Annotated in this window: 9 protein-coding genes and 13 tRNA genes; 20 read left to right on the forward strand and 2 right to left on the reverse strand. The window is 42.9% G+C overall.

What is annotated here, in order from left to right; genetic code table 11:
* The first annotated feature begins 17 nt into the window (after positions 1-17).
* The 20 genes from EV146_RS13195 (at position 18) to speD (ending at position 10,938) form a co-directional block, all read left to right on the forward strand.
* Positions 18-93 (forward strand) — tRNA-Ala (locus EV146_RS13195).
* 19 nt (positions 94-112) lie between these two features.
* Positions 113-189: transfer RNA gene (locus tag EV146_RS13200), tRNA-Met, on the forward strand.
* Positions 190-206: 17 nt separating this feature from the next.
* Positions 207-283: transfer RNA gene (locus EV146_RS13205), tRNA-Ile, on the forward strand.
* An 11-nt stretch (positions 284-294) separates the two neighbouring features.
* A tRNA-Ser gene (locus tag EV146_RS13210) sits at positions 295-387 on the forward strand.
* A gap of 157 nt (positions 388-544) precedes the next feature.
* Positions 545-618: transfer RNA gene (locus EV146_RS13215), tRNA-Met, on the forward strand.
* A gap of 3 nt (positions 619-621) precedes the next feature.
* Positions 622-697, forward strand: a tRNA-Asp gene (locus EV146_RS13220).
* Positions 698-709: 12 nt separating this feature from the next.
* Positions 710-785, forward strand: a tRNA-Phe gene (locus EV146_RS13225).
* A 31-nt stretch (positions 786-816) separates the two neighbouring features.
* A tRNA-His gene (locus EV146_RS13230) sits at positions 817-892 on the forward strand.
* Between the two features lie 14 nt (positions 893-906).
* A tRNA-Gly gene (locus tag EV146_RS13235) sits at positions 907-980 on the forward strand.
* 3 nt (positions 981-983) lie between these two features.
* A tRNA-Ile gene (locus EV146_RS13240) sits at positions 984-1,057 on the forward strand.
* A 21-nt stretch (positions 1,058-1,078) separates the two neighbouring features.
* Positions 1,079-1,153 (forward strand) — tRNA-Asn (locus tag EV146_RS13245).
* A gap of 6 nt (positions 1,154-1,159) precedes the next feature.
* Positions 1,160-1,250 (forward strand) — tRNA-Ser (locus EV146_RS13250).
* A gap of 3 nt (positions 1,251-1,253) precedes the next feature.
* Positions 1,254-1,325 (forward strand) — tRNA-Glu (locus EV146_RS13255).
* Between the two features lie 289 nt (positions 1,326-1,614).
* A complete protein-coding gene (gene glgB, locus EV146_RS13260) occupies positions 1,615-3,573 on the forward strand; it encodes a 1,4-alpha-glucan branching protein GlgB (RefSeq protein WP_132006949.1) in 1,959 nt (652 codons plus the stop codon).
* Positions 3,491-4,636: a glucose-1-phosphate adenylyltransferase gene (locus EV146_RS13265; RefSeq protein WP_132006952.1), complete on the forward strand. Its 1,146-nt coding sequence runs from the start codon at positions 3,491-3,493 to the stop codon at positions 4,634-4,636. Before glgB ends, EV146_RS13265 begins: the two co-directional genes overlap by 83 nt.
* Positions 4,637-4,663: 27 nt before the next feature.
* Complete coding sequence (locus EV146_RS13270) at positions 4,664-5,692, forward strand: GlgC family sugar phosphate nucleotidyltransferase (RefSeq protein WP_132006955.1); 1,029 nt, start codon at positions 4,664-4,666, stop codon at positions 5,690-5,692.
* On the forward strand, positions 5,689-7,155 hold the full coding sequence (glgA, locus tag EV146_RS13275) for a glycogen synthase GlgA (RefSeq protein ID WP_132007660.1): 1,467 nt from the start codon (positions 5,689-5,691) through the stop codon (positions 7,153-7,155). The genes EV146_RS13270 and glgA overlap by 4 nt, the downstream gene beginning before the upstream one ends.
* A complete protein-coding gene (locus EV146_RS13280; protein WP_132006958.1) occupies positions 7,130-9,532 on the forward strand; it encodes a glycogen/starch/alpha-glucan phosphorylase in 2,403 nt (800 codons plus the stop codon). The genes glgA and EV146_RS13280 overlap by 26 nt, the downstream gene beginning before the upstream one ends.
* Before the next feature lie 109 nt (positions 9,533-9,641).
* Positions 9,642-9,986, forward strand: coding sequence for a hypothetical protein (locus tag EV146_RS13285; protein WP_132006961.1), 345 nt, complete (start codon positions 9,642-9,644; stop codon positions 9,984-9,986).
* 142 nt (positions 9,987-10,128) lie between these two features.
* Positions 10,129-10,938, forward strand: a complete 810-nt coding sequence (speD, locus tag EV146_RS13290; protein ID WP_132006964.1) for an adenosylmethionine decarboxylase — start codon at positions 10,129-10,131, stop codon at positions 10,936-10,938.
* Positions 10,939-10,989: 51 nt separating this feature from the next.
* On the opposite strand, the gene EV146_RS13295 is transcribed toward speD, so the two are convergent.
* The gene (locus EV146_RS13295) at positions 10,990-11,751 is read right to left on the reverse strand and encodes a TraR/DksA C4-type zinc finger protein (protein ID WP_219916316.1); all 762 of its coding nucleotides are present in this window, start codon (positions 11,749-11,751) and stop codon (positions 10,990-10,992) included.
* Between the two features lie 144 nt (positions 11,752-11,895).
* Positions 11,896-12,828, reverse strand: a complete 933-nt coding sequence (locus EV146_RS13300) for a 1,4-dihydroxy-2-naphthoate polyprenyltransferase (protein WP_121611338.1) — start codon at positions 12,826-12,828, stop codon at positions 11,896-11,898.
* Positions 12,829-13,022: the final 194 nt, after the last annotated feature.

A 13,022-nucleotide genomic window follows, 5' to 3' on the forward strand; every position in this document is an offset into this window, starting at 1 on the left:
CCCGACCATTATTAAACGGGGCCTTAGCTCAGCTGGGAGAGCGCCTGCTTTGCACGCAGGAGGTCAGCGGTTCGATCCCGCTAGGCTCCACCATTTTTAAAATAAATAACTTGGCGGTGTAGCTCAGCTGGCTAGAGCGTACGGTTCATACCCGTAAGGTCGGGGGTTCGATCCCCTCCGCCGCTACCAACTTATCAATTTAAAAGGGACCTTTAGCTCAGCTGGTTAGAGCAGACGGCTCATAACCGTCCGGTCGTAGGTTCGAGTCCTACAAGGTCCACCATTATTTACTGCGGAGGAATACCCAAGTCCGGCTGAAGGGATCGGTCTTGAAAACCGACAGGCGGGTTAAACCGCGCGGGGGTTCGAATCCCTCTTCCTCCGCCATTTTAAATAATATTATCGCGGGGTGGAGCAACGAGCAACTCTTCACCGAATCATCTGCGAGTTATACCGATCGAGCTGCTTCTTGTTTTAGCATCCTGAGATCGGGACAGTCCATGCCAAACACTGGGCATAAACAATACAGTGTAAATAATATTATCGCGGGGTGGAGCAGTCCGGTAGCTCGTCGGGCTCATAACCCGAAGGTCGCAGGTTCAAATCCTGCCCCCGCAATCTGGTCCCGTGGTGTAGCGGTTAACATGCCTGCCTGTCACGCAGGAGATCGCGGGTTCGATTCCCGTCGGGACCGCCATTTATTTGTTTTGGCTCAGTAGCTCAGTCGGTAGAGCAAAGGACTGAAAATCCTTGTGTCGGCGGTTCGATTCCGTCCTGAGCCACCATTTTTCAGCCGTGACGCTAAAAGGAATTATGGCGGCTGTGGCGAAGTGGTTAACGCATCGGATTGTGGCTCCGACACTCGTGGGTTCGATTCCCATCAGTCGCCCCATCTTATCTAAATACGCGGGTGTAGTTTACTGGTAAAACCTCAGCCTTCCAAGCTGATGTAGTGGGTTCGATTCCCATCACCCGCTCCATATGGGCCTATAGCTCAGCTGGTTAGAGCGCACGCCTGATAAGCGTGAGGTCGATGGTTCGAGTCCATTTAGGCCCATTTTGTTTATACTTATACTATTCCGCAGTAGCTCAGTGGTAGAGCATTCGGCTGTTAACCGAACGGTCGTAGGTTCGAATCCTACCTGCGGAGCCATATTATGGGGAAGTACTCAAGTGGCTGAAGAGGCGCCCCTGCTAAGGGTGTAGGTCGGGCAACCGGCGCGAGGGTTCAAATCCCTCCTTCTCCGCCATAAGGCCCCTTGGTCAAGCGGTTAAGACACCGCCCTTTCACGGCGGTAACACGGGTTCGAATCCCGTAGGGGTCATACGAAAAAAAACAAAAAAAGCTGCAGACATAAAGTCTGCAGCTTTTTTTTGTTTTTTTTCACTTTTTTTATAGTACAGGTTTAATATATTGAAATCTAGGGAATTTATTCTATAAAAAAAGTTTTTATTTTTTGCAGAATTATATGAGTTGATATACCGCCATTGAAAACGTTGTTATGAGTAATATGGCGAATATCGTCGAACGATTTAGTTAAAATCTGCAAGGGTTTTTTTTAGATAAAGAGAATAATAGTGACAAGGCTGATTAGAAAAGGCAGGTGAAGAAGGATGGTTTCACATCCTACAGAATATCAGCTGCATTTATTCCATGAAGGGTCCCTGTTTAAAAGTCATGAATTATTTGGAGCCCACGTCATAAAAAGTGATTTTGAGACATATACTCGGTTTTGTGTCTGGGCGCCAGCTGCTAAAAGTGTTAAATTGGCGGGAGATTTTAATGGATGGAATGGAGACGGATATGAATTTGAAAGAGTTAATGGTGAAGGAGTCTGGATTCTGCATGTAAAGGAAGATTTAACAGGGTCCCTTTATAAGTATGAAATTACCGGACCAACAGGTGAGAAAAAGTTAAAGGCAGATCCTTTTGCGTTTTATTCTGAGGTAAGACCCAATACCGCCTCGATTGTTTACCCCCTTGAAGGCTATCAGTGGAACGACCGGCAATGGCTTCGTAAAAGGGAGAAGAAACAGACGCTTCAAGAACCGACAGCTATTTATGAAGTTCATCTTGGTTCATGGAAACTGTCAGAAGACGGTTCCCTGCTTAATTATAAGGAGCTTGCTGATGAGCTTATCCCTTATGTTCTTTCCCACGGCTACACCCATATTGAAGTATTACCCCTAACCGAGCATCCACTCGACATTTCCTGGGGATACCAGGGAACAGGCTATTTTTCTGCTACAAGCCGATTTGGAACTCCGCAAGAGTTTATGTACTTTGTTGACAAATGCCATGAGAACGGGATTGGAGTAATTCTTGACTGGGTACCTGGACATTTTTGCAAAGATGCCCATGGTCTTTATTGCTTTGACGGAAGCTATGCTTTTGAATATCAGAATACAAAGGACAGGGAAAATTTTGTATGGGGAACTGCAAATTTTGATTTGGGAAAAAAAGAAGTTCAAAGCTTTTTAATTTCCAGTGCTTTATACTGGCTTGAAAAGTTCCATATTGATGGTTTCCGTGTAGATGCTGTCGCCAATATTATTTATTGGCCTAATTCCGATCTGGAAGTAAATCCTTATGGCATTGAGTTTTTAAAGAAGCTTAATACGGCCGTGGCCAAAAATTACCCTGGTGCATTGATGATAGCGGAAGACTCCACCGACTGGCCGAAGGTGACCGAATCACCTGAACATGGAGGATTGGGTTTTACATACAAGTGGAACATGGGTTGGATGAATGACATGTTAAAATACATGGAAACACCCCCATATGATAGGAAACATCATCATAATAAAGTGACCTTTTCCTTTTTATATGCTTTTTCCGAGGCTTTTGTATTACCGTTTTCCCATGATGAAGTTGTACACGGAAAAAAATCTCTTTTGGACAAGATGCCCGGTGATTACTGGCAGAAGTTTGCCCAATTGAGGCTGCTTCTGGGCTATATGACTTCCCATCCTGGCAAAAAGCTCACGTTTATGGGTACAGAGCTTGGCCAATTTGCAGAATGGAAGGACAAGGAACAACTGGATTGGCATTTGCTCGATTATGAAATGCATGAGAGGCTTAATCATTTTGTTAAAGAACTGATAAAAATCTATAAACGTTCAAAACCGCTTTATGAGCTGGATCGTGTGTATGAGGGGTTTGAATGGATCGACGCCGATAATCATCAACAATCCATTTTTTCGTTTATTCGCAAAGGAAAGAAAGCTGATGATTATGTTGTAATTGTTTGTAATTTCACACCTGAGACCTATTCCGGGTATCGAATTGGTGTCCCTGGACCAGAGACTTACAGGGAAATATTAAATAGTGATTCAACATCGTTCGGAGGCTCTGGCGTTATAAACAGCAAAACTATTAAGACCGACAAAATCGGGTTTCATGGAAGACCTTACTCAATCGAGATGAATATATCACCATTCGGGATTTCTATATTACGTCCTGTTAGAAAAAGAAAGGGGAAAGTAACCGATGCAAAAGAAAAAAATCGTGGCAATGCTTCTGGCCGGGGGCCAAGGAAGCAGATTGAACTCCTTGACGAAGAATCTAGCTAAACCTGCCGTTCCATTTGGAGGAAAGTACCGAATTATAGACTTTCCGCTGAGCAATTGCACGAACTCAGGAATCTATACTGTTGGAGTACTTACACAATATCAGCCTCTTATTTTGAATTCCTATATTGGCATCGGAAGTGCGTGGGACCTTGACAGGAAAGATGACGGGGTAACCGTTCTTCCTCCATATACAGCCAGTAAGGAAGTAAAATGGTATACCGGAACGGCAAGTGCCATCTTTCAAAACTTAAACTACCTGCACCAGTATAATCCCGACTATGTTCTGATATTATCCGGGGATCACATTTATAAAATGAATTATGAATTAATGCTAGATTACCATATTGAAAAGGAAGCAGACGTTACGATCTCCGTCATAAAAGTTCCATGGGATGAAGCAAACCGTTTTGGAATTCTAAATACGGACGAAGATCTGAAAGTGGTTGAATTTGACGAAAAACCTAAAGAACCTAAAAGTAATCTTGCCTCAATGGGAATCTATATTTTTAACTGGAAGCTGCTTGAGGAGTATCTGCTGCTGGATGATGCAAATGATGATTCAAGCCATGACTTCGGGAAAGACATTCTGCCTCTATTGCTGAAAGACGATAAGAAACTATTTGCCTATCCATTCCGCGGTTATTGGAAGGATGTAGGAACTGTGCAAAGTCTGTGGGAAGCAAACATGGATCTGTTGGATGAGAGCTCAGAGCTTAATTTATTTGACCAGTCCTGGCGGATTTATTCAGTCAATCCTAATCAGCCGCCTCAGTATATTTGCAAGGATGCAAAGCTGACCGATTCTCTGGTCAATGAAGGATGTACAATAGAAGGAAGTGTAACTAGGACAGTAGTTTTTCAGGGTGTGACTGTTAAAAAGGATGCAGTTGTGAATGAAACAGTTATCATGCCGGATGCTGTTATTGGAAAAGGTTGTATCATCGAGAAAGCAATCGTTTCACCGGGCATTAAAGTGCCGGATGGTTCAGTAATCCGCCCAAAGGATGATGGCGAAATTCTTCTAGTATCCGAAGAAACATTAGAGGAAATGGTATCCAATTAAACGGAAGACATCGGGAGGGAATTTAAGTTGAATAAACGTTTACTGGGTGTAATAGATGCAACAACTTATCATGAGGATTTAAGCGACCTGACCAGCCACCGTTCTGTGGCGGCAATTCCATTCGGTGGGCGCTATCGTCTGATTGATTTCGTTCTATCAAATATGGTGAATTCGGGAATACAGAGTGTTGCGATTTTTCCTAAGTACCAGTACCGTTCCCTAATGGACCATTTGGGATCGGGAAGGAATTGGGACTTAAACAGAAAACGGGACGGATTATTTTTCTTCCCGTCCCCAAGCCTGGATAAACCGGTAACTGGGATTGGGTCACTTGACCATTTTGCAGCAAATATCGATTTTTTTAATCGAAGCACACAGGAGTATGCTTTAATTACAAATGCCTATACTGTTTTTAACATGGATTTTAATCCGCTTCTTGAATGGCATGTCCATACAGGCTGCGATATTACGGAGGTCCGCAAAAATGGTGCGACCTTGGGAATCTATCTTGTTAAAACATCCCTTCTTATGGAGTTAATTGAAACCAGAAAGGAAACGGGCTACCTTAGCATGAGGGATGTAGTAACCGACATTAACAGCCCCTACAAGCTTTGTTATTATAATTATGAAGGTTATGCAACAATGATTGATACTGTTGAGACTTATTATGCCGAGAGCATGAACCTTCTCAAACCGGAAATTTGGGAACAGCTATTTTTAAAAGAGAGGCCTATTCTTACTAAAGTAAAGGATGAGCCCCCAACACGCTACTCAAAATCGGCAAGTGTTCAAAACTCCATGATTGCCAATGGGGCAGATATAGAAGGAACTGTTGAAAACAGTATTATTGCCAGAGGCGTAAAAATTGCCAAAGGAGCAGTTGTGAAAAATAGCATTATTATGCAGAAATCAAGGATAGGGGAAGACTGTATCCTCGATCATGCTATCCTTGATAAGGATGTAAGGATTGAAGCAGGTGCAATCATTACTGGAACAAAGAATTCACCAAATATCCTGCGAAAAGGATCTGTACAGGGAGAGTGGCTGAACTCGTGAAGGTTTTGTTTGCAGTATCGGAATGTGTACCGTTTATTAAATCGGGTGGACTTGCTGATGTAGCCGGTTCGCTGCCGAAAGAACTTAAAAAACTTGGGATTGATGTTAGGGTTATCCTCCCAAAGTATCAAATGATACCAGAAGAGTATAAAGATCAGATGAAAAAGGTCGCTGAGTTCACCGTTCCTGTGGGCTGGCGGAATCAATATTGCGGAATTGAAGAGCTGGAGCTCGACGGGGTGCTCTATTACTTCGTCGATAATGAATATTATTTCAAGCGCAGCCAGATGTACGGGGATTTCGACGAGGGCGAGAAATTTTCTTACTTTAACAAAGCTGTCCTTGACAGCATCGGGGAGATTGGCTTCTACCCCGATGTTATCCATTGCCATGACTGGCATACTGGGATGATCCCTTTTTTGCTGAAGGAAAAATATCGGCATCTTGAGGGTTACGAGTCCACAAAGACGGTTTTTACCATCCATAACCTGCAGTTTCAGGGGATATTCCCCAAAGAGATACTCGGAGATCTGCTAGGGCTTGAGGATCATTACTTCAACTCCGATCAGCTTGAATTCCATGGAAATGTATCCTTCATGAAGGCGGCACTAGTTTCTGCTGATAAAATCACAACCGTGAGCCCTACATATATGGAAGAAATCCAAACAGCCTATTTTGGGGAAAATCTTGATGGAGTATTAAGAAAAAGAAATGCTGATCTTGTCGGGATATTGAATGGGATTGACAATGATCTATATAACCCGGAAAGGGACGAGGCGCTGATTGCTTCTTTTGGTCCGAAGAATCATGGCGAAAGACTCTTAAATAAGCTGGAAATCCAAAAGCAATTTGGATTAAAACAGGATGAGGACATCCCCCTGATTGCGATGGTTACAAGACTGACAAAGCAAAAAGGTCTGGAACTTGTAAGAGGAGTCTTCCATGAAATAATGGCAACTGGCGCTCAATTGATTGTATTAGGTACAGGTGAAAGGGAATTCGAATACTTCTTCAGCCATATGGCTGCCAAATACTATAACCAGTGCCGTGTTTTTATTGGGTTTGATGAAGGCTTGGCACACAGGATTTATGCAGGTGCCGACATATTTTTAATGCCGTCCAAGTTTGAGCCATGCGGCTTAAGCCAGCTGATTGCATTGCGATACGGGGCTATACCTATTGTAAGAGAGACTGGCGGCCTGAACGATACAGTCAAATCTTATGACGGAATCTCGGGCAAAGGCAATGGATTTACTTTTACTCATTTCAATGCCCATGACATGCTGTTTACAATTGAAAGAGCTTTAGGCTATTACAGGGATACCAGGGAGTGGTACAGCCTGGTTGAAAAGGTCATGCAAATGGATTTTAGCTGGGCAAAGTCTGCGCAAATTTATCAGGAACTGTACATGGACCTGTTCTCAAGGAGTGAATTGCATGTTTTCGAGTGTAACGGAGTTTAAAGCATCTTTTTTAAAAAAGCTTGAAATGACCCATGGCACCAGTTTTGCAGAAAGCACCAAGCGGGAACAGTTCCAGACACTGGGACTCATGATCAGAGAGTATGTCAGTACAGACTGGATCAAAACAAATGAACAGTACAGGACCAATGGCCAGAAACAAGTCTATTATTTGTCCATTGAGTTTTTGCTGGGAAGGCTGTTGCGTCATAACCTGATGAATTTGGGAATTGAACAAGTTGTAAGTGAAGGTTTGAACGAACTTGGCATTGAACTGGATGACCTGGAAGAGATTGAAGCAGATGCAGGACTTGGAAACGGCGGACTGGGAAGGCTTGCCGCATGTTTCCTCGATTCTCTCGCATCCTTAAGCCTTCCGGGGCACGGTTGTGGAATTCGGTATAAGCATGGACTTTTCGAGCAGAAAATTGTGGATGGGTATCAGGTCGAGCTTCCGGAACAATGGCTTCGTCATGGGCACGTTTGGGAAGTGAGGAAAGCCGATGACGCAGTTGAAATCCCTTTTTGGGGCAGTGTGGAAAGCTACCATGAGAATGGGCGATTTGTATTTCGCCATCTAAATGCAGAATCTGTTACAGCGGTTCCATACGATCTTCCAGTCATTGGATATGAGACGGAGACAGTTAACACTCTCCGCTTATGGAGCGCCGAGCCTTCCCGTTTTACTGCCAATGTGGATATTCTCAAATATAAGAAAGAGACAGAATCCATCTCTGAGCTGCTATATCCGGATGATACTCATGATGAGGGGAAAATCCTGAGGCTTAAGCAGCAGTATCTGCTAGTCGCAGCCAGCCTTCAATCGATTGTCCGGTCCTATAAAAAGCAAAAACGCAGTCTTCTGGACTTCCATAATCATGTGAGCATTCATATTAACGATACGCATCCTGCCCTGGCAGTCCCAGAATTGATGAGGATCCTGATGGACGATGAAGGCCTTGGGTGGGATGAAGCCTGGAATATTACAGAAAACACACTGTCGTATACCAACCATACCACGCTTTCAGAGGCGCTCGAGAAATGGCCAATCCGGATTTTCCAGCCGCTGCTGCCAAGAATATTTATGATCATAGAGGAAATTAACGAACGTTTCTGTCAAAAGCTGTGGGACAAATATCCGGGCGACTGGTCTAGGATTGAAAATATGGCAGTCATCGGCCATGGAGAGGTCAGGATGGCCCCTCTGGCAATAGTAGGAAGCCATAGTATAAATGGTGTAGCCAAACTTCACACGGACATTTTGAAGGAAAGGGAAATGAACTCCTTCTATCAGGTTTTTCCTGAAAGGTTTAATAATAAAACCAATGGAATTACCCATCGGCGGTGGCTCCTGAAGGCCAATCCGAGGCTTGCGAACCTTGTAACGGAATCCATTGGGCCTGCATGGATATCCAATCCTGAAAAAATGGAAGCTCTTTTGAAATTCAAGCACGATTCAGCATTCCTGGAAAAGCTGGGAGATATCAAAACAGCCAATAAACAGAAGCTGGCGGAGATTATCCTTGAAAAAACGGGAATTGCCGTCGATACAGCTTCGATCTTTGATGTTCAGGTCAAACGTTTGCATGCTTATAAAAGGCAGCTCCTTAATGTGCTTCACATCATGTATTTATACAATCGTTTAAAGTCGGATTCAGATTTTAATCTATATCCAAGAACGTTCATCTTTGGAGCGAAGGCTTCCCCTGGCTATTATTTTGCGAAAAAGGTCATTAAGCTGATCAACACTGTTGCTGAGAAAGTAAATAATGATCCCGCTGTTAACGAAAAACTAAAAGTGGTCTTTCTTGAAAATTACCGTGTTTCTCTTGCAGAGGATATTTTTCCAGCTGCCGATATCTCCGAGCAGATTTCTACAGCAAGCAAGGAGGCATCCGGAACCGGGAATATGAAATTCATGATGAATGGCGCCCTTACCGTTGGAACGCTTGATGGAGCCAATGTGGAGATTACCGAGCTCGTAGGGGAAGAAAATATTTTCCTCTTTGGCTTAAGTGCTTCAGAAGTCCTGGATTTCCAAAGAAATGGCGGATATTATTCCCGTGAGTATTACCACTATGACCAAAGAATTCGTGACGTGACAGAGCAGTTAGTAAACGGGTTCTTTCCTGATACGGAAGATGAGTTTACGGCCATTTATGATTCATTGCTGGATCATAACGACCAATATTTTGTTTTGCGTGATTTTGCGTCCTATGTTGATATCCAGGAAAGAATCGGCGATGAATATCGCGCAAAAGATGCCTGGCTTGATAAAAGCCTGATCAACATCGCGAAGTCAGGGTTCTTTTCCAGCGACAGGACAATTCGCGAATACGCTGACGAGATCTGGAAGATTGCACCAGGACATAAAAAATGATGATGAATTAAAACCGGTCTTTAAGGGCCGGTTTTTTTCATATGCATAAACCCTGCTTTTTTGGACTAAGGTTTTATATAAATAATTCATTCCAAAGGAGGAGCAAGTTATGAATGCCCCCAAGGTTTTAGGTATTGCCAGTTCGGCAGGCGCTCTTGTCTACATTTTTATCTTTATGTTTTTCAATCCATATACTGGGTATCCCGTGGCGCCGGATACCATTTTCATCCTGTTTTTCCTGTTCGTTGCACCGTCCGTGCTTGCATTCCGCTCCAGCCAGAAAGCCAGCTATTTACCTTTAATGGTGTCAGGCGTATGGTGCCTCCCCATTACTATTTATTTTTCATTTTCCCCTGGGCTGTTCAAATGGCTATTTATCGCCCCTTTATTATTTCTATTATCAGCTGCTTTGATGATGATTTTTATAACGAGTGAGGAAGGCACAGAGATATAAATTCATCTACAGACTCTTGACCATGCTTTCAACCGTTTGGGACAAAACCGTTTTTTATTGTCAGGAATGGGTATCATAAAAATATTTAACAAAAGGATGTCTGCCATCAGCGGACGAACGAAAGCAGAAGGGGAAGATAAAGATGAAATTGACACACCAGCAGAGAATTGAATTACATGGATTCAATAACTTAACGAAGTCTTTAAGTTTCAATATGTATGATATTTGCTATACGAAGACAAAGGAAGAGCGAGAAGCCTATATTGAGTATATAGATGAACAATATAACGCCGATCGGCTGACTAAAATATTGACACATGTATCGGATATAATTGGTGCCCATGTATTGAATGTCGCAAAACAGGACTATGTTCCTCAAGGGGCAAGTGTCACGGTGCTGGTTTCAGAAGGGCCGGTAGTTGAGGTACCTAATGAATCATTTGCAGAATCTCCTGGCCCACTGCCAGATAACGTTGTTCTGCAGCTGGACAAGAGCCACATCACTGTCCATACCTATCCTGAATATCACCCTGATGAAGGAATCAGCACATTCCGAGCCGATATCGATGTATCCACATGCGGAGAAATTTCTCCTCTTAAAGCCTTAAATTATTTAATCCGGTCCTTTGACACTGATATTATGACGATTGATTATCGGGTTAGAGGATTTACGAGGGATAAAAGCGGCCATAAGCTGTTTATCGACCATGACATCAGTTCTATTCAAAATTACATTCCTGATGATGTGAAAAATCTTTATCAGATGTTTGATGTAAATGTATACCAGGAGAATATCTTTCATACGAAATGTAAACTGAAGGAGTTCGATTTGAATAATTACCTGTTTGGATATACAAAAGACAAGCTCAGTCCGGAGGAGAGGGAGGAAATTACAGAAAGTCTCAACCTGGAAATGGATGAAATATTTTATGGGAAAAATATTGTGAATTAGGAAAGAACAAAGCGCTTAAGGATGTTAAGCGCTTTGTTCTATGCCATGAATTTAGTCATTGTCACTGGCTTTATCCTGTATATAACTGTCTTTATTTTTATAAGGAATGTCCCCAAGCTGTGACTCCAGTCCTGAATCATCCAGCATCTCCTCGTAATCTTCTTTTTGTTTATTTGGAACAACCACTCTGTCATCCCCTTCAATATCATTAGCAGAAAACGACTCATACTCTTCTGTGAACCCTTTATTTTCATTCCCTTCATCGTAAAGGTCTTGATAATTGTCATGGTCGCCGTTAACATCTGCCGGTGTTTCGGAGGTACCAAATTGAGCAACATCCTGAAAACTATCTTCATTATCGGCCATCTCACTGTTTTGACGGCGCTGAAATCCAGTGGTATGCGTCTGTTCTAATACTTCTTCTTCCGCTGGACGGTCATCTGAAATGGTTTGTTCAGGTGTATGATCTAGGCAATATAAAGTATAAGGAATGGCTTCAAGTCTTTCTTCCGGGATTTTGTTTCCACATTCCCTGCACCTTCCATATGATCCATCCTGGATCGCATCCAGAGCCAGGTTGATTTTTTCGAGCTGGTCTTCATGGTGCTCGTCCATAGCAAGGTTTTTGCTTCGCTCGAAGAGTTCTGTCCCACTGTCAGCTGGATGATTATCGTAAAGGGACAGCTCTCCAGTGGAATCCCGGACATTGCCGTCAAGATAGCCATCCTCCTCGTTTCCCTTTATTTGTGCTTCAAGACTTTCCTTTTCATCCAGAAGGATTGTTTTAAATTTAGTTAAAAACTCATTTGGCATAATATTTTTCACATCCTCTTAAGTATCAATCGATTAGATAGAAACGGAAACTTACCTAATTGATACCCTTTCCCGCCAATGGGAAACATAGAAAAAAGCTTCCGGCCAGCGGCGGAAGCTTTGAAGTAAATAGCGTATTAACATTTAGAACAAATTCCCAATAATAAGTCCAATCGATAATAGGAATCCAAATATAGTATTGGTTTGAGCGGTCGCAGCCATTGCGGGCATCATTTGAAGCGGGTTTGTCCCTTCGATAAAACCCTTTACTGCCTTAATCGCTTTTGGAAGGCTCAAGGCTACAATGGACAACCAGGGTGATATAACTCCCGCAATTATTAAAACTGCAATCCATATATACGACACTAGAAAAATGCCTGCCAGCAGATTAATTGCATTTTTCCTGCCGACCAGTATCGCCAGGGTCTTTCGGCCAAACTCCTTATCCCCATCAAAATCACGGATATTATTTGACAGCAATATCCCGCCAACAAGCAGGAAGCTTGGAATGGAAACAAGCACAGAGGTTGTAGTTACGGTGCCTGTCTGAATGTAAAAAGAAATAAGGATAATCAGGAGTCCCATAAAGAATCCTGCGAATATTTCTCCAAAAGGAGTGTAGGCAATCGGCCATGGGCCTCCTGTGTAAAGGTAGCCAATCAGCATGCTGACAAGGCCAATCAAAGCGAGCCACCAGCTCGTATTCATGCAGATATAAACGCCAATCAAAATTGAGATGCCGTAGAGGGACAGAGCAAGTCCAAGAACAGTTCCGGGCTTGATTCCGTTGCGGACAATGGCTCCGCCGATTCCTATTGAATCTTCCGTATCAAGGCCTCTTTTATAATCATAATATTCGTTAAACATATTCGTAGCAGCCTGTATCAGCAGGCTGGCAGCGAGCATTGCCAAAAACAGCATGATATGAATGTCTGTCAATTCCATAGCCAAGGCGGTTCCAAGCAAAACAGGAGCAAATGCAGCAGTCAATGTATGAGGGCGTGTCAGCTGCCACCATACCTGCCAGCCCTGATCTTGTTTAATGGCTGAAGAACCAGGTTGAAGAGGTGTTTGCATATTCTCATTCTCTCCCCTAATTTTTATAATGAACAAACTATATAATATTAACAGAAATTGAATGGTATGTCAAAAATACATGGATATAATGTGTAAGTTACATTCAAAGTGTAGAAGGTTAGACACCTGCTGTCAATAGTCCACTGTTGTTTTAAATGGATGTTATTCCCTTATAAAATTGGGCTTATATAGAA

The sequence above is a fragment of the Mesobacillus foraminis genome (assembly GCF_004340465.1).
GTDB lineage: Bacteria > Bacillota > Bacilli > Bacillales > Cytobacillaceae > Mesobacillus_B > Mesobacillus_B foraminis.

Excerpts from the sequence above, each read along its gene's own strand:
- EV146_RS13285 (WP_132006961.1), top strand. The coding sequence starts at position 9,642 with ATGAATGCCCCCAAGGTTTTAGGTATTGCCAGTTCGGCAGGCGCTCTT.
- glgB (WP_132006949.1), top strand. The coding sequence starts at position 1,615 with ATGGTTTCACATCCTACAGAATATCAGCTGCATTTATTCCATGAAGGG.
- EV146_RS13265 (WP_132006952.1), top strand. The coding sequence starts at position 3,491 with ATGCAAAAGAAAAAAATCGTGGCAATGCTTCTGGCCGGGGGCCAAGGA.
- EV146_RS13300 (WP_121611338.1), bottom strand. The coding sequence starts at position 12,828 with ATGCAAACACCTCTTCAACCTGGTTCTTCAGCCATTAAACAAGATCAG.
- EV146_RS13295 (WP_219916316.1), bottom strand. The coding sequence starts at position 11,751 with ATGCCAAATGAGTTTTTAACTAAATTTAAAACAATCCTTCTGGATGAA.
- EV146_RS13280 (WP_132006958.1), top strand. The coding sequence starts at position 7,130 with ATGTTTTCGAGTGTAACGGAGTTTAAAGCATCTTTTTTAAAAAAGCTT.
- speD (WP_132006964.1), top strand. The coding sequence starts at position 10,129 with ATGAAATTGACACACCAGCAGAGAATTGAATTACATGGATTCAATAAC.